The following is a 19,836-nucleotide window of genomic DNA, read 5'->3' as shown; positions in this document are numbered from 1 at the left end:
TGGGGTGTAGCCCTGCGCCGCAGGATTGCGCCGAGTGGACGATGCGTGCACAGCGAGCACTGGCTGCCGGAAGCGGTATGGCCAGCGCAGCCGGTCGCAGGTGCGTCGGGGCCCCGCGACGCGTTGTGCCCAGTGTGGCTCGTGGCGGCGTGGATTCCGCGCCCGGCTGCGCCCGGAAATCGGGGGGGGGGGGGCAGACGGGCGGCACCACTGTACTATCGATGCCAGATCGAGGCGTATTCGCCGGGAGATTCCCCCATGATCGACATCTTGCGGCGCAATCACGTCGTCGACAAACCGGGCACGACAGACGTGCCATTGCTCTATGCCCACGGTTTTGGCTGCAACCAGGATATGTGGGCCGACATCGTTCCTGCCTTCGAAGGACGGCACCGGCAGGTGCTGTTCGACTATGTGGGCTCGGGGCGATCGGATCCGGCGGCCTTCTCCGTGCAGCGGTACCGCACGCTGGAGGGTTACGCGCAGGACTTGCTCGAAGTCTGCGAGGCCACCGGTTTGACGCAGGACGTGGTGGTGGTTGCGCACTCGGTGAGCTGCTCCATTGCGATGCTGGCGGCCATCGAGCGCCCACAGTGGTTTCGGCATCTCGTGCTGGTGGGTCCGAATCCGTGTTTCGTCAACGACCCGCCATACATCGGCGGCTTCGAGCGCAAGGACCTGCTCGAGCTGCTGGAGCTGCTGGACCGCAACTACATGGGCTGGGCAGACTTTCTGGCCCCGGTGGTGGCTGGCGCGAGCGAACAGACTCGCTCCCGGCTGCGGGAGAGCTTTTGTTCCACCGACCCGGTGATGGCCAGGACGTTTGCCGAAGCCACCTTCTTCGCCGACAACCGGGCCGATCTGCCGCGTGTTCCCACGCCGTGCCTGATCCTGCAGCATGCACGGGATGCGCTGGCACCGCTGTCGGTGGGAGAGTACATGCACGCGCATCTGCCCCACAGCACCCTGCAGGTGCTCGACGTGACAGGCCACTGCGCCCACATGAGCCACCCCGAACTGGTCATCGAGGCCATCCGCCGCGTGTTGCCTACCTGAGAGCGATCACTTGGCCGACATACTGCCCCTCAATCTCGACCAGATCCCCGCCCCTTGCTGGGTGAGCGACGACAGTGGCGCGATCCGGGACTGCAACCAGCGTTTGTCGCTGTGGGCGCAGCTCAAAGGGTGTCACCCGTCTGCGGGCGATGCCCTGTCGATGTCCCAGTGGCTCACACCGGCGAGCCGGATATTCTTTGAAACCCACGTCTGGCCGACGCTGCGCCATGACGGGGCGGTCACGGAGATTTTTGCCTATTGGCACGTCGCCGGTTGCCGGGTCGGCGCCTATGTCAGCGCCAGCCGTCTACAAGCTGGCCCTGATTCGCGCTATCTGTGGTTGCTGTTTGCTGCAGAGGATCGTCAAGCCTACGAGGCAGCGCTTTTGCAGGCACAGCAGCGTGCACAAGCGCAGGCCGAGCAACTGCGCGAAGCGCATGCCCGCCTGCGCACACTCAACGCGCAATTGCAGCAACAGATCCGGCAGACTGAGCAGGAGGCGCGCCAACTGGCCGAGCTGTCGGCCACCGACGCCCTCACCGGGGTCGGCAATCGGCGCAGTCTGCAGGCGCTGTCCCACGCGCTGAGCGCACGGCCCGACCTCGACAAGCCATGCTCGGTGCTGATGATCGACGTCGATCATTTCAAGGCCATCAACGATCGCTACGGGCACGCACGGGGTGACGAAGTGCTGGTCGCGCTGGCACAACGCTTGAAGCGCTGCGCCCGTCAAGGCGATTACGTCGTCCGCTACGGAGGCGAGGAATTTGCGCTGGTACTTCCTGCCACCGATGCACGCCAGGCACAAGCCATTGCCGAGAGGATTCACCAAGAAATCGCGCGCAACCGGCTGGCCGGGCTGAGCGTGACGGTCAGCATCGGTGTGGCCACGGCAACCAGCCCCGAAGCGGATTTGTACGAAGTGTTGCAGCACGCCGACGAAGCGCTGTACCGGGCCAAGGCGGCGGGTCGAAACACCACGGTGTGCCATACGGCGTAGGGCGGCGTGCCTGAAAATGGCTCTTTCCGGGTCTGCTTGAAGGAGCGTTCGACTCCCCACCACCCAGCACTTGCTCCAACTGCGCATTCCGGTGCCTGACTGGTCGGCCCCCCCGTTTCGCGCGTGCTCGCGAGACCCGGCGCGGGAGCCACGCCACGGCCCAACGGCATCGAGGTGCTCGCCCTGGAGCTGCGCCCCGAGCCCACCCCGGAAACCCTTGAGGAGGCCGTGGCATGAACGAGATATTGATCGACAAGACTGGCCAGGCCAAGGTGATCACCGCGAGCGACGGCAGCCTCACCGTCACCGTGCCGATCCGGATCAAGCGCCGTGGCAGCCGCAAGGCCGTGGCCCTGCCGGACGGCAGCGCCATGCAACCACGCCCGTGGGACGACACGCCGACGCCGATCCAGCTCGCGCTCGCCCGCGGCCACCGTTGGCTGGCGATGGTGGAGTCCGGCGAGGCCCGCACGCTATCCGAAGTGGCCGAGCGCGAGGGGATGGATCGGGCCTACGTGAGCCGGATGGTGAGCCTCACCACACTGGCGCCGGACATCGTCGCCGCCATCCTTGACGAGACCCTGCCGCCGGAGGTGACCCTGTTCGATCTGGCATCGGGGACGCCATTGTTGTGGGAGGAGCAGCGGGCCATCATCGATCGCTGATTGCCGCCGGCTGTAAACCCTTTGGGTTTGGATTACTTGTCGAGAGACCAGCCGGAGGCCTTGATCAGTTGCAGAACCCGTCCGACTTCGGATGATGCCGGAGTGGTATCGATGAACGGGAAGAGTTCCTTCAGCATGTCGCCGAAGGTCAAGATCTCGATGGGGTTGCCGCCGAGATGCTCACGGAACGCCGCGTTGTCCTGCCACGCCGCTCGGCTGCCCACGACTTTCGTGACGGCCGTGATGTAGGTGAACGAGGACGATCCCGTCAGTTCGGCGACCGTCGCCATGAAAGCGGTTGCCCATTTCTCCTTGGTCAGCTCGCGGAATCCGCGCCAGGCCTCACGCCCCGAGACCACTTTGTTCTTGGCGATCGCATCGATCCAGTATTCGGGACGAAAGCCACCCTGCCAGCTCTTGCAGCTCACCACCATCACCCGGCGCGCGCCGTCGAGTCGCGGGTGGATGCCGATCACGTCGATGTCGCTATGCACGGCATCCTGGCGGGTGTCGTACTCCGCGTGATCGCCGGCGGGTCGGAACTTGATGTTGTGCCTGGTGAAGTACCCTTTGTGCTGCAGGTATTCGTCCACCATTTGTTCGAGGATGTCCTCTTTCATGCCTGTCCGCCCTCGCGATCGATCCGTTGGCTGGCAAATCCTTCGAACTCAGGCCGGAGGCGGCACTGCAGAAATGCCTCGAGGAGGTTGAGGACGTGGACACCGAGCGACGCATCGAGGATGAAGTTCACCCGACCGGTGTGATCCCTGATCCAGCCGGGGACGTTCGTTTCGTTCAGGCCGGCGACGCCGATGCGCTCGCCGTGTTTGATCAAGGAGGCTGCCAGAGTGCTCTTCGCGCTGCCGGCGTTGTAGTGTTGAGCCGTGTAGCGAGCAGCGCTGTTGGGGCCGACCTTCCCGACCTTCAGCACATGCCGCCCGAATGAGAAGACGTAGACGGCCATCTTGCCGAGCGGCAGTGACTTGGGCGGCACATGCGGCGCTGGGCGTCGATCGATCGCGATGGCGTCATGCGCCAACGAGACGCCAGCCATGCCGGCGACACGGTGAAAATCCTCCAAGAGCATATCGGGATTCCAGGTCATCGGCTGGATTCCTCGCTACTCGACGTCCACCCATTTCCGGCAAGCCATGTTTGCGGAAATGCAGCACCTTGCTGGAGCGCGTCCAGCGGGAATGACAGGAAGGCACGCAGACCGGCAACGACCTCGGAAAGCTGAAGCTCGTCCAAGGCATTCTTCCTCAAGAATGCCTGCCACTGGGTCTGCTTCTGCCGATCCTGTGCGAATTCGTTGCTCAATCCGAAAGGGACGCCATCCGGCAGCGGTGTCCTGCGGCGCTCGAAGGTGGCGTGGATCGCCTTGCACAGGAGCGCGCCGTCGAATTCGCTGTGGCGCGACAAGATCCAGAGATCGAAGTAATCCTTCATGCGGCTGTTGGCGATGCCGAGCGACACCAGTGCCTCCAGCTTCTCGGCGACAACCGTGTACCGGGGGTAGGCGCGCAGCTTCGGGGCTGGCATGTCCGGCAGCATCACCGGGTAGTCGACGGCCTCGGGGCCGGGCGTCACGGCGTCGCCGAAACCCACGTCGACCTGCACGTGGCATCGGGCACCGTCCAACAGGCCGATCAGGGTGACCCGGACACCGGAGTAGTTGGCTTCCTTGCGGATCTCCTCCGCGTGTACCGAGTCAGGCTGGAAGCGTATGCCGTCGTCCAGTTCCACCGTACAGATGTCCCGAAACGCCGCCTCGACATGCGGGGTCTCGGCGATGCCTACGCCCAGCAGATCGGCATCGCGTGTCGGGCGATGTGGGATATCGAACCACAAGTCGAACAGCAGCGCGCCTTTCAGCAGGAACTGGTCGACGTGGGGGGGGAAATGCTGAGCCGGTAAAGCAGGCGCTCAAGCGCATAGCGGGTCAAGATCAGATTGAAGTCCTGCCGGGTCTCGCGGGCGCGGTTGAGCAGGCGGGTGCGTACCGAGGCGGCGGTGTTGCGGCTGCTCACGTCAGGCTCTCCAAGTAGGGACGCATGACATTGGCCACCCGGCACAGCTGGGCAGACCGCCACAGCTCGTCCATGCCCACGCGTTTTCCTTTCCAGGCCTCACGCAGCGCCTCCAGCGCGACATCCAGGCCGATCTTGTTGCGGTACTTGAAGCAGTCAGCCACCGTGCGGGCGACGTTGGTCACGCGCACCGGCACACCATCGATGAGGTGCTCCTCGACCCCCTCCGTCAGCGCGGCGCCAGAGAAGCGCACGATGCGCAGCGGGGGATAGTCCATCTTTGGCGCGCGTGCCTTGTTGGGAATTGCCAGCCAGACCTCGAACGGCGACTGTGTGGTGAGTTCATGTAGGCGCAGTGCCGACAGCAGGCAGACGATGGCTTGCGGGTGCTTGCGTGCCACCTCGGAGAGTACGCCGTGTTCCGAGACGGCCCGGTCCGGAATTGCGTACAGGCCCCGTCCCACGCGCTGGAGCAGCCCTTGCCGCACCAGCCGCGTGAGGGCGATCGTGGGCAGCCCACGCTCATTGAGATCGCGTGGGCGAATAAGGCCGCGCTGGGCGGCAAGATCCAGAATGCTCTGGTGCGAACTGTCCATGTCGTCATAATGTTGCGAAACGTCGGTAGCTGTCAAGAAGTACCGACAAAACACAACGGCCATGGTTTCCTTTGCCTGCCGATGCCGCAATCCAACCGTTTGATTCGTCAGCACGTAACCCATTGATCTGTATAGGTCCACGTTGCGGCCTCTGCGGACTTCGGCCCTTAGCCGGCGAGCGAGGCTGGAGAGAAGAATGGCCAGGAGAGAGCGAAATGGGGCCGAGATGGGCGAGACGACCGGAGGAAGGAAGTCCGCAGGAATCCGCAGGAGTCCCCGCGAACACGCGGGAGCGCGCAAGAAAAAAGGCCAACAGCGAACTGTTGACCTTTGTGTATTGGTGGCCAGGGAGGGAATCGAACCCCCGACACGGGGATTTTCAATCCCCTGCTCTACCAACTGAGCTACCTGGCCGGTAGCGGTCGCGGCATTGCCGCGAAGCCGCACATGTTAGCGATGCCGTCTGGCCGTGACAAGCCGCTTGGCGGGCCGGGGTGGCCGGCTGCAGGCTGAACGGGCGTGCGGCGCGGCGAAACGGCGAGGGGCCGCGCGCCGTCCATACGACGATGGATCGGAACCCGAATACGGCCGGCGGACGAGCCGGCGACGAGGAGGCAGTCATGGGCATGCAATTGCGAACCGTCGTGGTCTGTGCCTGCGGGCTGCTGCTGGCGGCCTGCGCGAGCACTGCGCCGCGCGACCGGATGGCGGAGCGGCTGGAGGAGTACCGTGCGGTGGCCGGCGAACCGGTTCCGAATTTCCGCTACTTCCAGCTGTGGTCCTGGGAGCCGCTGGGCAACGAGGCGGTGGCGATCTACACGCGGCCGGGCGAGGCCTGGCTGCTCGATCTGAGCGGTCCGTGTCACGATTTGCCGTACACCCCGGTGATCGGGATCAGCTCCAGTCTGCAGCGTGTGTATGCGCGCTTCGACAACGTCTACACCGGGCGGCGCGAGATTCCGTGCCGGATCGAGACGATCCGGCCGGTCGACGTGAAGAAGCTGCGCGCCGCTGCGAAGGAGCGGCGCGAGGTCGAGGCGGTCGAGCGGGCCGGCGAAAGCTGAAAAGCCGAGTGCGGACCCGCTCAGCCCTCGGGCGGCACGTAGCCGGGGGGCTTCTCGGCGTTGCCCTCGAACAGGAACTTCTCCATTTCCTGTTCGAGGAAGGCGCGGTGTTTCGGATCCAGCGGCGATAGCCGGTTCTCGTTGATCAGCATGGTCTGGTGGGCCAGCCACTCGGCCCAGGCGGCCTTGCCGATGTGTTCGTAGATCCGCTTGCCCAGGGCGCCGGGCCAGGGGACGAAGTCGAGGCCTTCGGTGTCGATCCGGTGCTTGAGACAGTGGACGGTGCGCGGCATCAGGCGAGGCTTCCCAGCAGTTTGCGGACGGGGGCGGGCAGGCCGAGGTCGTCGAGGGCGGCGAGCGGCTGCCAGCGCAGGTCGGGATTATCGCCCACGGCCGTGCGCGTCTGCGTCACGTGCAGCAGCATGGGCTCGATGTGCAGGCGGAAGTGGCTGAACACGTGCTCGAACACCGGCAGCGGTTCGGCGTGGTCGTAGTCGGCGTCGCAATGGCGCGCCAGCCAGTGGCGCGCCTGGTCGTGGTCGGCGACTTCGGGCAGCGACCACAGGCAGGCCCAGATGCCGGTCGGCGGTCGCCGCGTCAGCAGCAGCCGGCCGTCGCCGTCGCGCAGCACCAGCATGATCGTGCGTCGCTCGGGGAGCGGCTTGCCGGGTTTGGGTTCGGGGAGTCGGTCGACCAGGCCCTCGCGGCGGGCGACGCAGTCGTCCTGCAACGGACACAGCACGCAGGCCGGGTCGCTGCGGGTGCAGACGGTGGCGCCGAAGTCCATCACCGCCTGGGTGTAGTCGGCCAGCCGCGTCTGCGGCAGGTGCGATTCGGACAGTTCCCACAGGCGCTTCTCCACCGGGCCGCTGCCGGGCCAGCCGCGGATGCCGTGGTAGCGGGCGAGGCTGCGCTTGACGTTGCCGTCGAGGATCGCAAAGCGCAGCCCGTGCGCCTGGGCGAGGATGGCGCCGGCGGTGCTGCGGCCGATGCCGGGCAGCGCCTGCAGGGCGTCGATGTCGCGCGGCAGCTCGCCGCCGTGGCGTTCGACGCAGATGCGCGCGGCCCGGTGCAGGTTGCGGGCGCGGGCGTAATAGCCCAGGCCCGACCACAGCGCCAGCACGCGGTCGAGCTCGGCGGCGGCGAGGTCGGGCAGGCTCGGCAGCGCGTCGAGAAAGCGCGTGTAGTAGGGGATCGCCGTCTGCACCTGGGTCTGCTGCAGCATGATTTCTGCCACCCAGACGCGGTAAGGCGTGCGCGGATGCTGCCAGGGCAGGTCGTGGCGGCCGCTGGCGTCGAACCAGGCCAGCAGGCGCTCGGCGAAGGCGCTCACTGCGTGGTGTCCTCGGCCGGTGCGTCCTCAACGATCTCGACGCGCACGCCTTCCAGGCGGATGTCTTCGACCACGAGTTGCGGCGCTTGCAGCGTGCCGGTCAGCGGCGGCAGCGGCGAGCCGGCCTCGCTGTCGAGCCAGTCGAGCAGGGCCGGTACGGCGAGGCGGGCGTCGAAGCGCAGGCCGTCGCGCGCCAGCGTCAGCGCCAGTGGCGCGGAGAGCGCGGCGTCGCCGGCATAGGCGAGGGTGAACGGCAGCGGCAAGTCGCGGGCGTCGAACGGTGCGGGCAGGGTAGGCCAGTCCTCGGGCCAGCGCGCGAGCTCGCCGGCGAGGTCGAGTCTGATGCGGTCGCCGTACTCGAAACGGCCGCGCGCATCGAAGGCGGGCAGCGGCGAGGGGCTGGCGCTGTGTAGGACGAGGTCGTCGAGGGCGAGGCCGGCGGCGGTTTCGCGCGGTGTCGCCCGCAGCGACAGGTCGATGGGCAGGTCGAGGTCGCCGCTGCGGTGGCGCGCGGCGAGCGCGAGGGAGGCCGGTTCGCCCGATACGAGCCGCGGCAGCGACAGCGCGATCCGCTCCAGCGACCAGCCGCCGGCGTCGATGCGGCCGTCGTCGATGCGCAGGCCGTCGGTGAGTCGTGGCAGGCGCAGCGGTTCGTCGCTGGCCGGGCGGGTGTCGAGCCAGCGCCGCAGGGCGGGCAGGTCGAGCGCGGGCGCGTCGAGTCCGATCCGCGTCACCACCGCCTCGCCGCCGGTGAGCGTGTCCCAGGGCAGCGACAGTTCGGCACGGGCGGCGCGCAGCAGGGGCGCGTCGTCGCCGGGAAGGCGCACGACCAGGCCGATCAGAACCAGTCGTGGCTCGGGGCGCAGCGCGTAGTCGCCCGGCTCACTGACGCTCAGTTCGAGCCCGAGCTCGCGCCCGGCGCGGTCGAGGATCAGCGCGGTCAGTCGCTCGGTTTGCAGCAGGCGGCCGACCAGCCATGCGGCCGCGAGCAGCAGGGCGGCGAGTGTCGCCAGCACGATCAGCCAGATGCGGGCGCGTCGGGACAGCGCCACGGGCGGCTCAGGCGGTTGCGGCCGCGGCCTGTGCCGCTTCGGCGAGAGCGCGTGCCGGGTGGCTCGCCGCGCGTGGCGAGGGCGCTGGATGCCCGCTTTCGCGGCAGTGACGGCAGGGGCGGCGGGTGGGCTGGCGCATGCTCAGCCGTTGCCGAGGTTCTCGGGCAGCAGCGCGTCGACGAAGGCTTCCGGGTCGAACACGCGCAGGTCGTCCAGGCGCTCGCCGAGGCCGACGAAGCGGATCGGGATGCCGAACTCGCGCGCCAGCGCGAACAGCACGCCGCCCTTGGCGGTGCCGTCGAGCTTGGTGACCACCAGGCCGGTGACGTTCACCGCCTGGTTGAACTGGCGCAACTGACTGAGCGCGTTCTGGCCGGTGGTGCCGTCGATCACCATCAGCACCTCGTGCGGGGCGCTTTCGTCGAGCTTGCCGAGCACGCGGCGGATCTTGCCCAGCTCGGCCATCAGGCCGGTCTGGGTGTGCAGGCGGCCGGCGGTGTCGGCGATCAGCACCTCGATGCCGCGCGCCTTCGCCGCCTGCAGCGCGTCGAACGCGACCGACGCGGCGTCGGCGTTCTGCCCCTGCGCGACCACCGGTACCTTGTTGCGCTCGCCCCAGATCCGAAGCTGCTCGACCGCGGCGGCGCGGAAGGTGTCGCCGGCGGCCAGCATCAGCGTGCGGCCCTCGTTCTGGAAGCGGCGGGCGAGCTTGCCGATGGTGGTGGTCTTGCCGACGCCGTTGACGCCGACGGTGAGGATCACGAACGGCCGTGCGTCGCGGTCGATCCGCAGCGGCTGGGCCACCGGCGCCAGCAGGGCGAGCAGGTCGGCGCGCAGCGCGGCCAGCAGGGCCCTGGCGTCGGCGAATTCGCGCCGCTTCATGCGCGCGCGCAGGTCTTCGATCAGCTCCGAGGTGGCGGCGACGCCGACATCGGCCAGCAGCAGCGCGGTCTCGATCTCGTCGAGCAGGCCGTCGTCCAGCCGCGGGTTGCGGCTGAACAGGCCGGCCAGGCCCTTGGCGAAACCGCTGTTGCGCAGGCGTTCGCGCCAGCCGGCCTTGCCGGGGGCGGCCGGCGCCGGGCGGGCGGCCTCGGCGGCCAGTTCGGCGGCGATCTCGGCTTCCTCGACGAGCGCGTCCACCGGGCTTTCGCTGCGCGACAGTTCGGTGGCCGTCTCGACCAACGCCGATTCGCCGCCGCCGGCGGCCGCGGCCAGCTCCTCGGGGCTGAAACCGGGGCGTGGCGGCGCTTCTGCCGCCGGCGCGGGATGTTCGCGCTGCTCGCCGGCGGGGGATTTCTTCTTCCAGAAACTGAACATCGCAGGGGGAATCGCGGACAATGGCGAGATGGTAGCACCCGTCCCCCACGCCTCTCGATGAAAGCCAGCGGACGCCAGCCGCCCGGCAAGGTGCGGATCATCGCCGGCCGCTGGCGCAACACGCGCCTGCCGGTGCCCGACCGCCCGGGCCTGCGCCCGACCGCCGACCGGGTACGCGAGACCCTGTTCAACTGGCTGCAGCCGGTGCTGCCCGGCGCGCGCGTGCTCGACCTGTTCGCCGGCACCGGCGCGCTCGGCTTCGAGGCCGGTTCGCGCGGCGCGGCCGAAGTGGTGATGGTCGAGCGCGACCCGGAGCTGGCCGCGTCCCTGCGCGAGACGGCCGCCCGGCTGAAGGCCGGCAACGTCACGGTCGAGTGCGCCGACGCGCTGGCCTGGCTGCGGCGGCCGTCGCCGGCGCGCTTCGATCTGGTCTTCCTGGACCCGCCGTTCGCCGCCGGCCTGTGGACGCAGGCACTGGACGGACTGGTGCCGTGGCTGGCGCCGGGGGCGCGGGTCTACGTCGAATCGCCCGCCGATGATGTGCCCTCGGCGCCTCCGGGCTGGCTGCTGCTGCGCGAGGGACGCACCCGCGAGGTACGCTACGCGCTCTACCGTTTGCCCGACGGCGCCCCTGCTACACTCACGCCCGCCCACGACCCCAAGGACGCTCCCACGGCATGAGCCCGGCCCGTCACCGTATCGCGGTCTATCCCGGTACCTTCGACCCGATCACCAACGGCCACATCGACCTGGTCAGCCGGGCTTCGCCGCTGTTCGACCGGATCGTCGTGGGCGTGGCCCGGAGCGCCGGCAAGGCCCCGGCATTCTCGCTGGAAGAGCGGGTGGAACTGGCGCGGCAGGCGCTGGCGCAGTTCCCGAACGTCGAGGTGCGCGGCTTCGACACCCTGTTGGCCAGCTTCGTCCGCGAGCTGGGCGGCGGGGTGCTGCTGCGCGGCCTGCGTGCGGTGTCCGACTTCGAATACGAGTTCCAGCTCGCCAGCATGAACCGCCACCTCATTCCCGAGGTCGAGACGCTGTTCCTGACCCCGGCCGAGCAATACAGCTTCATTTCCTCCTCGCTGGTGCGCGAGATCGCCCGCCTCGGCGGTGACGTCTCGGGTTTCGTGCATCCGGCCGTCCAGGCCGCGCTTACGGCAAAATGGCGGCGCGGCGAGTAACTCCACCACACACGACAAGGTGCAACGATGACCCGTACTTTCCGTTTCCTGATCCTGGCCCTGGCCGTGCTCAGTCTCGCGGCCTGCAAGAAGGAAGAGCAGGTGCAAGTCGAGGAGCAGGTCGAGCTGGTCGCGCCCACCGGCAGCGACAGCCGCGCCTGGCGCGACTACCTGACCCAGGTCGTGCGCCGCAACTCGAACGAGGACGTGCTGCAGACCTTCACCTATTTCCTGCCCGGCTCGGACACCGAGGACTACGACGCGCTGTTCCAGCGCCAGGTCGACAACGTCGGCGGCGCGATCGCCCGCGGCATCACCGCCGGCAACCAGCTGCTGTTCGCCTCGCCGGAGTCCGACCGGCTGGCCAACCTGATCGAGGCCGCCTTCGAGTACGCCCAGGCCGGCTCGCTGCGGGGCGTGCGGGTGATCTTCGTCGGCAAGCCGGAAGACGTCGAGCGCGTGAAGGCGGTGGTCGAGCCGACCGGCGCCCAGTTCATTTTCGTCGAAATGAAGTAAGCGGCCCCGCGCCGCGCGTCCCCTCCATGCGGGACGTCGAACCGCCGGCCGGGGGCCTCGCGCCCCCGGCCGCGTCCGCGAGCCAGCCATGGCCCTGCTGATCAACGACCTGTGCGTGAACTGCGACGTCTGCGCGCCGGTCTGTCCCAACAGCGCGATCTCGCAGGGCGAGACGATCTACGAGATCGATCCGCGCCGCTGCACCGAATGCGTCGGCCACCACGACGAGCCGCAATGCGTGGTCGTGTGTCCGGTCGAGTGCATCGTGCCCGATCCCGCGCATCCCGAGACGCGCGAGGCGCTCGAGATCAAGTTCCGCCTGCTGACCGGAGCCGAAGAATGAGCCTGCGCCGATTCGCGGCATTGGCCGTGCTGCTGCTGTTCCTGCCCGCGGGTCTGCCGGCGGCGGACGCCGTCCTGCCCAAGCGGCCGGCGGTGGCCAGCGCCAACGCCTACGCCACCGATGCCGGACTGGAGATCCTCGCCGCCGGCGGCAACGCCTTCGACGCGGCGGTGGCGGTGAGCGCCACGCTCGGCCTGGTCGAACCGGAAAGCTCCGGCCTGGGTGGCGGCGGTTTCTTCCTGCTGCATCTGGCGAAGGAGAACCGCCAGGTGTTCATCGATGCCCGCGAGCGCGCGCCGCTGGCGGCGACCCGCGACATGTATCTCGACGAGCACGGCGAGCCGGACCGCGACAAGGCGGTGAACGGCGCGCTGGCCGCCGCGATTCCCGGCCTGCCGGCCGGGTTGGTGCACCTGGCGCACAACTACGGCCGCCTGCCGCTGGAGCGCTCGCTCGCCCCGGCGATCCGGCTGGCGCGCGAGGGCTGGCGCTTCGGCCCGAAAAACGCCGCGATGATGGGGTTCCGCAAGGGGGTGATCGAGCGCAACCGGGCCGCGGCGGGACTGTTCCTGGTCGATGGCCGGGTCCCCGAGGTCGGCACCCTGATGCGCAATCCCGACTACGCCGCCACGCTGGAGCGCCTGGCCCGCGAGGGCTTCGACGGCTTCTACCGCGGCGAACTGGCGGCGAAGCTGGTCGCCGGCGTGCGCGAAGGCGGTGGCATCTGGAGCGAGCAGGATCTGGCCGAGTACCGCGTGGTCGAGCGCGCGCCGCTGCGGCTGCGCCACCGCGGCCACGAGATCGTCACCGCGCCGCCGCCGTCCTCCGGCGGCGTCGCGCTGGCGCAGATGCTCAACATCCTGTCCGGCTACGACTACCCGGCGCTGGCGCGCGTGCAGCGCGTGCACCTGCTGGTCGAGGCGATGCGCCGCGCCTACCGCGATCGCGCGATCTACCTGGGCGACCCGGACTTCGTGCGGATGCCGATCGATCTGCTCATGCACCCGGCTTACGCCGCCGGCCTGCGCGCCGGCATCAGCCTGGAACGGGCCACCCCCAGCGAGCTGCTGCCCGGCATCGGCGCGCCGGCCGAACGCGAGGACACCACGCACTTCTCCATCGTCGATACCGAGGGCAACCTCGCCGCCGTCACCCAGACGGTGAACCTGCCCTACGGCAACGCCTTCGCGGTGGCCGGCACCGGCTTCCTGCTCAACAACGAGATGGACGACTTCTCGATCAAGCCGGGCCTGCCCAATGCCTTCGGTCTGGTCGGCGACGACGCCAACGCGATCGAGCCGGGCAAGCGCCCGCTGTCGTCGATGACGCCGAGCTTCCTGGTCGGCGAGGGGCGGGTGGCGGCGATCGGCACGCCGGGCGGCAGCCGCATCATCACCATGGTGCTGCTGGGTCTGCTCGAACTGATGGACGGCCAGAGCGCACAGGCGGCGACCGATCTGCCGCGCTTCCACCACCAGTATCTGCCGGACGTGATCTCCGCCGAGCCGGACGCCTTCACGCCGGAGGAGATCGCTGCGCTGGAAGCCAAGGGGCACCGGGTGTCGGCCGGCGAGCGCAGCTGGGGCAACATGCAGGTGGTGGTGTGGGACCGCACCACCGGCGCGGTGCAGGCCGGCAGCGATCCACGCTGGAAGGGCGTCGGCAAGGGCGCCACCGGCGACGAGGCGATCTTCCGCTGATGCGCGGCGAATGCCCTGCGCAGGAGCGGCATGAGCCGCGACCTGCGATCCCATGACCTTCCCGGTCGCGGCTCGCGCCGCGCCTGCAAAGCCGTGACGATGCACACCGAACCGCACCTGGTCTGGAAAGCGCCCGCCGGCGACCGCTTCCCGCGCCCGGACTGGAGCGCGACCGACGCCGCCCTGCCCGCCGGTCTGCCGGACGGCGATCTGCACCGCGTCTACGGCGCCCTCGCCCGGCAATGGGTGGATGGCCTGCGCGACGCGCTCGGCGGCGGTTACCGCGTGCACGGCGGCGGCGACTGGCTGCTGCTCAGCCACGAATGCGACCGCTACGTCGAATTGCTGTTGCAGACGCTGCGCCGTGACCGCCGGCGCATCGCCCGGGCGCTGGACGGGCTGGCCGACGACGATGGCTACGGCCCGCACGTGCTGCTGCTGATCGAGGACCTCGACGACTATTACGCCTACGTCGCGCACTTCTACCCGCGCCACGGCGGCGCCTACGCGCAGAGTGCCGGCATGTTCGTCGATGACGGCTACGGGCATCTGATCGTGCCGCACCGCGCGCTGGAGGACGTGGAGGCGGTGACCGCTCACGAGCTCACCCACGCCATGCTGCGCGACCTGCGCCTGCCGCTGTGGCTGGACGAGGGCATCGCCAGCAACATGGAGCAGGCGATCACCGGCCGCTCGCTGTATCCGCCCGAGCCGGAGCTGATCGGGCGACTGATCGAGTACTGGCGACGCGAGGGCCTGGAGCCGTTCTGGTCGGGCGCGTCCTTCGCCCGTCCGGACCAGGGCAGCGAGTTAAGCTATGCCCTGGCGAGTCATGTGGTGGCTTTCCTCGGCGGCGACTACCCGCGCTTCCGCGAGTTCGCCCGTGCCGCCGATCCGGCCGACGCCGGCAACGCCGCGGCGCGCGAAGTCTATGGCGAGGACCTGGGCGCGCTGATGCGCCGTTTTCTCGGCGACGGCGACTGGACGCCGCGGCCGGCAACCCATTCGAGGTGACGCGATGAAACTGTGGTCCATTCTCGGCAACTCGCAGCGCCTGGACGGCGGCGCGATGTTCGGCAACGTCCCGCGCGCGATGTGGGCCAAATGGATCGCGCCGGACGAACTCAACCGCATCCCGCTGGCCTGCCGCGCGCTGCTGGCCAGCCCGCTCAACGGCAGGACGGTGCTGTTCGAGACCGGCATCGGCGCCTTCTTCGAGCCGAAGCTGCGCGAGCGCTACGGCGTGGTCGAGGACCGCCACGTGCTGCTCGATTCGCTGGCCGCTGCCGGCTTCTCGCACGAGGACATCGACGCGGTGGTGCTCAGCCACCTGCACTTCGACCACGCCGGCGGCCTGCTGGCGCCGTGGCAGGAAGGGCAGCCGCCGCGGCTGCTGTTCCCGAAGGCGAGGTTCATCGTCAGCGCGGCCGCCTGGGAGCGGGCCAAGCACCCGCATCCGCGCGACCGCGCCAGTTTCATTCCCGAGCTGGTGCCGCTGCTGGAGCAAAGCGGCCGGCTGGAGCTGGTGCGCGGCGAGCACTGCGAAACGCTGGGCGAGGCGGTGCGCTTCCACTACAGCGACGGCCATACGCCGGGCCTGATGCTGGCCGAGATCGTCGGCCACGAGGATCCGGCCGGCGTCGGCCACGGCGGGCTGGTGTTCTGCGCCGACCTGATTCCCGGCCGGCCCTGGGTTCATCTGCCTGTCACGATGGGATACGACCGTTATCCCGAGCTGCTGATCGACGAGAAGCGCAGATTCCTCGACGACAAGCTGGCCCGCGGCGTGCGCCTGTATTTCACCCACGATCCGGAGTGCGCGCTGGCGCGGGTGGTGCGCGACGACAAGGGGCGCTACGGTACCGACCACGAGGTGGCCGAGCTGCATGCGCGGGCCCTGCATGCCTGAGGGCCGGGGCTCGGGATCCGGGACGCGGAAGGCGCGTCCATGGCCCGTGATCCCGGCTACCGCCGGGATGACGCAGATGTGATGCTTTGCCGCAGCCTGATTCGCCCACGACCGACATCGACTTCGAGGCCCATACCATGCGCAAGACCTTCGCCCTGTTGCTCGCTCTGGTCATCGCCCCGGCCGTTGCCGCCGCGCCGCGCCTCTACGGCGGGGCCATGCCGGAAGGCGAGGCGCGCCCGATCGGCGCGGCCCTGGCCGAGATCGACGCGCTGGCCGGTCAGCCGGGCAAGTTCGTCGGCCGCATCGTGCAGGTCTGCCAGAACAAGGGCTGCTGGCTGATCCTGGAGGACGACGGCCGCCATGCCCGGGTCAAGACCAAGGACCATGCCTACTTCGTGCCCAAGGACGCGCAGGGTCGCGCGGTGGTGTACGGCGTGCTGGCCGAGGTCGAGCTGGAGCCGGAGATGGCCAGGCACCTGGCCGAGGATGCCGGCGGGTCCGAGCCGGTGCCGAGGCGCGAATTCCAGATCGTCGCCGACGTGATCGCGCTGCTCGACTGAGCGCCATGCGTCGCGGCCTGCCGTTCCTGCTGTCGGCCCTGTTCGCCTGTGCGGCCTTGGCGCAGGCGGCGCCTGCGCCGGTGGCCGGCGAACTGCGTGCCGGTGCCGAGCTGGTCGATCCGCTGTTCGGGGTGCGGGCGCGGGCACTGGGGCTGGAGCGCAAGGTCGAGATGTTGCAGTGGCGGCGACGGCCCGAGGGCGGTTATGCCGCGGACTGGATCGATGGCCCGGTCGACGGCGCCGGACATGACCCAGCGCACGCCAACCCGCCCTGGCCGGCATTCCGCAGCGAGCGCTGGCTGAGCGAGCACGCGGTGCTCGCCGGTCGCGCCGTCGATCCGGCGCTGTTCGCCGCGCTGGACGGCTGGCAGCCGCTGGCGGTGGATGCCGCGGCCTTGCCGCCGAATCTCGCCGTGGTGTTCCAGCCCGACGGCGCGGGCCTGACCAGCAGCGCCGTGCCGGCCGCGCCGGAGATCGGTGATCTGCGGCTGCGCTGGTCGGTGCTGCCGGAAGGCCCGGTGCATGGCCAGGCGGTCGAGCGCGATGGGCGCTGGGTCGCCGCAGGCGAGGGCAGTGCGCTGCTGCGAGGCGTGGGCGATGACGCCGTGGGCGAGGAGCTGCCCGGACTGGATCTGCCGCCACGGATGGGATCGGGCTGGCTGCCGTGGGCGGCCGGCATCCTCGTGCTGGTGCTGCTGGTGCTGCTGGCGCAGCTGTTGCGCCGCAGACGCTGATTTTCATTGACCGCCCTGACTGCGATGAGCCTGACCGACCACGAACTCACCCGTGCGCGCCGGCGCTTCCTGAAGGCCGGCGCCGCCACCGCGCTGGCGTTGTCGCCGCTGGGGCAACTGCTGGCGAAGGCAGGTGGGCCGCACAGCGGGCCGAGCCATCCCGGCTATGGCCGCCTGCGGCCGGTGCGCGACCTGACCACCGGCCTGCCCTTGCTGCGGTTGCCGGAAGGCTTCAGCTACCTCAGCTTCGGCTGGGCCGGCGAGGAGATGGCGGGCGGCGCGGTCTGTCCGGATGCCCACGACGGCATGGGTCTGGTGCGTGCCGAGGGTGAGGTCCTCACCCTGGTGCGCAACCACGAAATCGTCACCGGCGCCGGCAGCTTCGCACCGGCCTCGGCGACTTACGACACGCGCTGCGCCGGCGGCACCGTCACGCTGCGCTTCGATGCCGGCGCCGGCCGTCTGCTCGACATGCGTCCGTCGCTGTCTGGCACATTGCAGAACTGCGCCGGCGGCGTCACGCCCTGGGGCAGCTGGCTGAGCTGCGAGGAGTTCGTTTCCGATCCGGGGCCGGTGCGGCTCGGCGGTGGCGAGCATACCCTCGCGCGCGCCCACGGCTATGTCTTCGAGGTGCCGGCCGAGGGCCTGTCGCGCGCCGAGCCGATCGTCGGCATGGGCCGCATGCGCCACGAGGCGGCGACGGTGTATCCGCGCACCGGCGAGGTCTATCTCACCGAGGATCAGGAGTCCGGCGGCGCTTCCGGGTTCTACCGCTTCATTCCGAAAGTGCGCGACGACTTCCTGCGTGGTGGCCGGCTGCAGATGCTCAAGGCGGTCGGTGAGCCCGACCTGCGCACCGGCCAGCTCGTCGGCCGCCGGCTGAAGGTCGAGTGGGTGGAGATCGAGGATCCCGACCGTGGCTTCGACAGCGATGGCCGGCCGATCGGCCTGCAGGCGCAGGGCTATGCCGGCGGCGCGTCGAAGTTCTCGCGGCTGGAGGGCTGCATTGCCGGCGACGAGGTCGTGTACTTCGTCTCCACCAATGGTGGCGATGCCGCCTGCGGCCAGGTCTGGGCCTATTACCCGGAACGCGCCGAACTGGTGCTGATCTTCGAACCGTCCGATCCGGCCGTGCTCGACTACCCGGACAACATCGTGCTCAGCCCGCGCGGCGGGCTGGTGATCTGCCAGGATTCCAAGGGCCCGCGCCAGCATCTGTACGGCCTGACCGCCGGCGGCGAACTGTTCGTCTTCGCGCGCAACGACGTGGTGCTCGATGGTGCGATGGGCTTCAGCGGCGACTACCGCGGCCAGGAATGGGCCGGCTGCTGCTTCTCGCCGGACGGCAAGTGGCTGTTCGCGAACGTCTACCGCCCCGGTTTCAGTGTGGCCATCACCGGTCCGTGGAAGCAGGGGCTGATCTGACCCGGCCGAATCGAGGGATCGCCCCATGCCAGTCATCACCGGACTCTACGCCGCGCTCGCGGCCCTGCTCGTGGTCTTTCTCGGCTACCGCGTCGCCGTGGTGCGGCTGGCGCGACAGATCGCGCTGGGCGCCGGCGGGGACCGCATGCTGGAACAGCGCATGCGCGTGCATGGCAACGCGGTCGAGTACCTGCCGCTGGCCCTGCTGCAGTTGGCCCTGCTGGAGCTCACCGGCCATGCCGGATGGATCGTCCACCTGTGTGGCGCGGCGCTGATCGTGTCGCGCCTGCTGCATGCCTGGGGCCTGTCGCGCCACTACGGCAAGTCGGTCGGGCGACTGCTCGGCATCGTCGGCACCTGGGGCGTGATGATGGCGATGGCGGTGCTGCTGCTGGTGCGCTTCGCCGCCTGACACGGCCGCGGCGGTCAGCCCTCGCCGCGCAGCTCGACGTGCTCGGCGCCGAGCAGGCGCTCGCTCTCGGCCAGCACCGCGCGCAGCGGGGCCAGCAGCTCGGGGCCGTACAGGCGGGCGCGGTCGATCGATTCCATCCGTCCGAACAGCGACTGCCGCAGCTGCTCCTCGCTGCCGACACGGTGCAGCAGGTCGTCGAGGAGACGGCCGAATTCGCTCGGCGTGGGCGCGGCGCCCAGTGCTTGAAACGCGCGGCCGAGCGCGTCGAACAGCGGCTGCGCCTGGCGGCCGAGACCGTAGTCCTCCGGACGGTAGTCCTGCCAGGCGCGCAGGGCGTCGGTCCAGACGCGGAAGGCGCGCTTGGCCAGCGAGTGGTACAGCGGCTGCTCGGAGATCAGCACCAGCAGGAAATGGCGCGGATTGGCCATCACCGCGCCGGCGGCGTTGCGCCACTCGCGCTCGCAGGCGAAGCGGTACAGCCGCACGTGTTCGGCGAAGGGCGCGGCCTGCAACTGGTCGAGGATCAGCATCACCGGCTCGGCTTCCGAATAGGCGCAGGCCTCGGTCATCGTGCGCTCGAAGGCCGACAGCGGCGGCTCGGCCGGACCGGGGGTGCCGTCTTCCAGCACGACCGGCAGCGCGATGGGCGCCGGCTCGGCATCGCTGAAGTCGTGGTAGAGCACGTGCGGGTAGTCGAGTGCGCGGCCCAGCGCATGCGCGAAGGCGGTCTTGCGGCGGCCGGCCTCGCCGTCGACGTGCAGCACGCGCAGACCACCGTCGTCCTGCGCGAACAGGCAGCGCAGCGCGTGTTCGTAATCGTCGTTGGATTCGAAGCCGTGCTCGGCGAGCTTGCGGCGCAGGGACATGGGCACGCGACCGGTGGGAGGCGGGCCAAGTGTACGTGCGCGGAAAGCGGCGCGCCCGTGTTGTGGGGCGCGCCGCG

At 69.4% G+C, this 19,836-nt stretch carries 24 protein-coding genes, 1 tRNA gene and 1 pseudogene; 15 read left to right on the top strand and 11 right to left on the bottom strand.

Going from position 1 to position 19,836, the window contains the following annotated elements; genetic code table 11:
* The first annotated feature begins 258 nt into the window (after positions 1 to 258).
* From HNQ58_RS07920 to HNQ58_RS07910, 3 genes are all read left to right on the top strand, one after another.
* A complete protein-coding gene (locus HNQ58_RS07920; RefSeq protein WP_183948368.1) occupies positions 259 to 1,056 on the top strand; it encodes an alpha/beta fold hydrolase in 798 nt (265 codons plus the stop codon).
* A gap of 10 nt (positions 1,057 to 1,066) precedes the next feature.
* Positions 1,067 to 2,056, top strand: a complete 990-nt coding sequence (locus HNQ58_RS07915; RefSeq protein WP_183948367.1) for a GGDEF domain-containing protein — start codon at positions 1,067 to 1,069, stop codon at positions 2,054 to 2,056.
* Between the two features lie 233 nt (positions 2,057 to 2,289).
* The gene (locus HNQ58_RS07910) at positions 2,290 to 2,721 is read left to right on the top strand and encodes a hypothetical protein (protein WP_183948366.1); all 432 of its coding nucleotides are present in this window, start codon (positions 2,290 to 2,292) and stop codon (positions 2,719 to 2,721) included.
* Positions 2,722 to 2,753: 32 nt separating this feature from the next.
* On the opposite strand, the gene HNQ58_RS07905 is transcribed toward HNQ58_RS07910, so the two are convergent.
* From HNQ58_RS07905 to HNQ58_RS07885, 6 genes are all read right to left on the bottom strand, one after another.
* Entirely contained in the window at positions 2,754 to 3,341 is a 588-nt protein-coding gene (locus HNQ58_RS07905) for an NERD domain-containing protein (protein ID WP_183948365.1), read from the bottom strand.
* Positions 3,338 to 3,826 (bottom strand): hypothetical protein, encoded by a 489-nt coding sequence (locus HNQ58_RS07900; protein WP_183948364.1) that lies wholly within the window; start codon positions 3,824 to 3,826, stop codon positions 3,338 to 3,340. Before HNQ58_RS07900 ends, HNQ58_RS07905 begins: the two co-directional genes overlap by 4 nt.
* Entirely contained in the window at positions 3,823 to 4,572 is a 750-nt protein-coding gene (locus tag HNQ58_RS07895) for a nucleotidyl transferase AbiEii/AbiGii toxin family protein (RefSeq protein WP_246417168.1), read from the bottom strand. Before HNQ58_RS07895 ends, HNQ58_RS07900 begins: the two co-directional genes overlap by 4 nt.
* 20 nt (positions 4,573 to 4,592) lie before the next feature.
* Positions 4,593 to 4,751, bottom strand: coding sequence for a hypothetical protein (locus HNQ58_RS13410; protein ID WP_246417166.1), 159 nt, complete (start codon positions 4,749 to 4,751; stop codon positions 4,593 to 4,595).
* Positions 4,748 to 5,470 (bottom strand): type IV toxin-antitoxin system AbiEi family antitoxin domain-containing protein, encoded by a 723-nt coding sequence (locus HNQ58_RS07890; RefSeq protein ID WP_183948363.1) that lies wholly within the window; start codon positions 5,468 to 5,470, stop codon positions 4,748 to 4,750. The genes HNQ58_RS13410 and HNQ58_RS07890 overlap by 4 nt, the downstream gene beginning before the upstream one ends.
* 215 nt (positions 5,471 to 5,685) lie before the next feature.
* Positions 5,686 to 5,761 (bottom strand) — tRNA-Phe (locus HNQ58_RS07885).
* A 212-nt stretch (positions 5,762 to 5,973) separates the two neighbouring features.
* Between HNQ58_RS07885 and HNQ58_RS07880 the strand changes: the two genes are divergently transcribed.
* Entirely contained in the window at positions 5,974 to 6,411 is a 438-nt protein-coding gene (locus tag HNQ58_RS07880) for a DUF6491 family protein (RefSeq protein ID WP_246417158.1), read from the top strand.
* A gap of 20 nt (positions 6,412 to 6,431) precedes the next feature.
* Here the strand turns inward: HNQ58_RS07880 and HNQ58_RS07875 are convergent, their stop codons facing one another.
* The 4 genes and pseudogenes from HNQ58_RS07875 to ftsY form a co-directional block, all read right to left on the bottom strand.
* On the bottom strand, positions 6,432 to 6,704 hold the full coding sequence (locus tag HNQ58_RS07875) for an oxidative damage protection protein (protein ID WP_183948362.1): 273 nt from the start codon (positions 6,702 to 6,704) through the stop codon (positions 6,432 to 6,434).
* Positions 6,704 to 7,744, bottom strand: a complete 1,041-nt coding sequence (gene mutY / locus HNQ58_RS07870; RefSeq protein ID WP_183948361.1) for an A/G-specific adenine glycosylase — start codon at positions 7,742 to 7,744, stop codon at positions 6,704 to 6,706. Before mutY ends, HNQ58_RS07875 begins: the two co-directional genes overlap by 1 nt.
* Positions 7,741 to 8,796, bottom strand: coding sequence for an AsmA family protein (locus HNQ58_RS07865; RefSeq protein ID WP_183948360.1), 1,056 nt, complete (start codon positions 8,794 to 8,796; stop codon positions 7,741 to 7,743). The genes mutY and HNQ58_RS07865 overlap by 4 nt, the downstream gene beginning before the upstream one ends.
* Before the next feature lie 141 nt (positions 8,797 to 8,937).
* Positions 8,938 to 9,873: pseudogene (ftsY, locus tag HNQ58_RS07860) on the bottom strand (signal recognition particle-docking protein FtsY); the annotation flags it as partial.
* 297 nt (positions 9,874 to 10,170) lie between these two features.
* Here ftsY and rsmD point away from each other — a divergent pair.
* The 11 genes from rsmD (at position 10,171) to HNQ58_RS07805 (ending at position 18,893) form a co-directional block, all read left to right on the top strand.
* Complete coding sequence (rsmD, locus tag HNQ58_RS07855; protein ID WP_183948358.1) at positions 10,171 to 10,794, top strand: 16S rRNA (guanine(966)-N(2))-methyltransferase RsmD; 624 nt, start codon at positions 10,171 to 10,173, stop codon at positions 10,792 to 10,794.
* Positions 10,791 to 11,291: a pantetheine-phosphate adenylyltransferase gene (gene coaD, locus HNQ58_RS07850; RefSeq protein WP_183948357.1), complete on the top strand. Its 501-nt coding sequence runs from the start codon at positions 10,791 to 10,793 to the stop codon at positions 11,289 to 11,291. The genes rsmD and coaD overlap by 4 nt, the downstream gene beginning before the upstream one ends.
* 27 nt (positions 11,292 to 11,318) lie before the next feature.
* A complete protein-coding gene (locus HNQ58_RS07845) occupies positions 11,319 to 11,807 on the top strand; it encodes a hypothetical protein (protein WP_183948356.1) in 489 nt (162 codons plus the stop codon).
* A gap of 88 nt (positions 11,808 to 11,895) precedes the next feature.
* Positions 11,896 to 12,150, top strand: coding sequence for a YfhL family 4Fe-4S dicluster ferredoxin (locus tag HNQ58_RS07840; RefSeq protein ID WP_183948355.1), 255 nt, complete (start codon positions 11,896 to 11,898; stop codon positions 12,148 to 12,150).
* The gene (gene ggt, locus HNQ58_RS07835) at positions 12,147 to 13,850 is read left to right on the top strand and encodes a gamma-glutamyltransferase (protein WP_183948354.1); all 1,704 of its coding nucleotides are present in this window, start codon (positions 12,147 to 12,149) and stop codon (positions 13,848 to 13,850) included. Before HNQ58_RS07840 ends, ggt begins: the two co-directional genes overlap by 4 nt.
* Before the next feature lie 30 nt (positions 13,851 to 13,880).
* Positions 13,881 to 14,864 (top strand): hypothetical protein, encoded by a 984-nt coding sequence (locus tag HNQ58_RS07830; protein WP_183948353.1) that lies wholly within the window; start codon positions 13,881 to 13,883, stop codon positions 14,862 to 14,864.
* Positions 14,865 to 14,868: 4 nt separating this feature from the next.
* Entirely contained in the window at positions 14,869 to 15,759 is an 891-nt protein-coding gene (locus HNQ58_RS07825; RefSeq protein WP_183948352.1) for an MBL fold metallo-hydrolase, read from the top strand.
* 137 nt (positions 15,760 to 15,896) lie between these two features.
* Entirely contained in the window at positions 15,897 to 16,322 is a 426-nt protein-coding gene (locus HNQ58_RS07820; RefSeq protein WP_183948351.1) for a DUF4920 domain-containing protein, read from the top strand.
* Positions 16,323 to 16,327: 5 nt separating this feature from the next.
* Positions 16,328 to 17,056: a hypothetical protein gene (locus tag HNQ58_RS07815; protein WP_183948350.1), complete on the top strand. Its 729-nt coding sequence runs from the start codon at positions 16,328 to 16,330 to the stop codon at positions 17,054 to 17,056.
* A gap of 6 nt (positions 17,057 to 17,062) precedes the next feature.
* Positions 17,063 to 18,481: an alkaline phosphatase PhoX gene (locus HNQ58_RS07810; RefSeq protein WP_183948349.1), complete on the top strand. Its 1,419-nt coding sequence runs from the start codon at positions 17,063 to 17,065 to the stop codon at positions 18,479 to 18,481.
* 25 nt (positions 18,482 to 18,506) lie between these two features.
* Complete coding sequence (locus HNQ58_RS07805) at positions 18,507 to 18,893, top strand: MAPEG family protein (RefSeq protein ID WP_183948348.1); 387 nt, start codon at positions 18,507 to 18,509, stop codon at positions 18,891 to 18,893.
* Positions 18,894 to 18,907: 14 nt separating this feature from the next.
* Here the strand turns inward: HNQ58_RS07805 and HNQ58_RS07800 are convergent, their stop codons facing one another.
* Entirely contained in the window at positions 18,908 to 19,759 is an 852-nt protein-coding gene (locus tag HNQ58_RS07800) for a hypothetical protein (RefSeq protein ID WP_221301205.1), read from the bottom strand.
* Positions 19,760 to 19,836 lie beyond the last annotated feature (77 nt).

It is taken from the genome of Rehaibacterium terrae, from assembly GCF_014202935.1.
Lineage (GTDB): Bacteria > Pseudomonadota > Gammaproteobacteria > Xanthomonadales > Xanthomonadaceae > Rehaibacterium > Rehaibacterium terrae.
This window is presented reverse-complemented; position numbering and strand designations above follow the sequence as displayed.

Coding starts and splice junctions, on each gene's coding strand:
- HNQ58_RS07920 (WP_183948368.1), top strand. CDS start 259: ATGATCGACATCTTGCGGCGCAATCACGTCGTCGACAAACCGGGCACG.
- HNQ58_RS07910 (WP_183948366.1), top strand. CDS start 2,290: ATGAACGAGATATTGATCGACAAGACTGGCCAGGCCAAGGTGATCACC.
- HNQ58_RS07905 (WP_183948365.1), bottom strand. CDS start 3,341: ATGAAAGAGGACATCCTCGAACAAATGGTGGACGAATACCTGCAGCAC.
- HNQ58_RS07900 (WP_183948364.1), bottom strand. CDS start 3,826: ATGACCTGGAATCCCGATATGCTCTTGGAGGATTTTCACCGTGTCGCC.
- HNQ58_RS07890 (WP_183948363.1), bottom strand. CDS start 5,470: ATGGGTTACGTGCTGACGAATCAAACGGTTGGATTGCGGCATCGGCAG.
- HNQ58_RS07880 (WP_246417158.1), top strand. CDS start 5,974: ATGCAATTGCGAACCGTCGTGGTCTGTGCCTGCGGGCTGCTGCTGGCG.
- HNQ58_RS07875 (WP_183948362.1), bottom strand. CDS start 6,704: ATGCCGCGCACCGTCCACTGTCTCAAGCACCGGATCGACACCGAAGGC.
- rsmD (WP_183948358.1), top strand. CDS start 10,171: ATGAAAGCCAGCGGACGCCAGCCGCCCGGCAAGGTGCGGATCATCGCC.
- coaD (WP_183948357.1), top strand. CDS start 10,791: ATGAGCCCGGCCCGTCACCGTATCGCGGTCTATCCCGGTACCTTCGAC.
- HNQ58_RS07845 (WP_183948356.1), top strand. CDS start 11,319: ATGACCCGTACTTTCCGTTTCCTGATCCTGGCCCTGGCCGTGCTCAGT.
- HNQ58_RS07840 (WP_183948355.1), top strand. CDS start 11,896: ATGGCCCTGCTGATCAACGACCTGTGCGTGAACTGCGACGTCTGCGCG.
- ggt (WP_183948354.1), top strand. CDS start 12,147: ATGAGCCTGCGCCGATTCGCGGCATTGGCCGTGCTGCTGCTGTTCCTG.
- HNQ58_RS07830 (WP_183948353.1), top strand. CDS start 13,881: ATGAGCCGCGACCTGCGATCCCATGACCTTCCCGGTCGCGGCTCGCGC.
- HNQ58_RS07825 (WP_183948352.1), top strand. CDS start 14,869: ATGAAACTGTGGTCCATTCTCGGCAACTCGCAGCGCCTGGACGGCGGC.
- HNQ58_RS07820 (WP_183948351.1), top strand. CDS start 15,897: ATGCGCAAGACCTTCGCCCTGTTGCTCGCTCTGGTCATCGCCCCGGCC.
- HNQ58_RS07815 (WP_183948350.1), top strand. CDS start 16,328: ATGCGTCGCGGCCTGCCGTTCCTGCTGTCGGCCCTGTTCGCCTGTGCG.
- HNQ58_RS07805 (WP_183948348.1), top strand. CDS start 18,507: ATGCCAGTCATCACCGGACTCTACGCCGCGCTCGCGGCCCTGCTCGTG.
- HNQ58_RS07800 (WP_221301205.1), bottom strand. CDS start 19,759: ATGTCCCTGCGCCGCAAGCTCGCCGAGCACGGCTTCGAATCCAACGAC.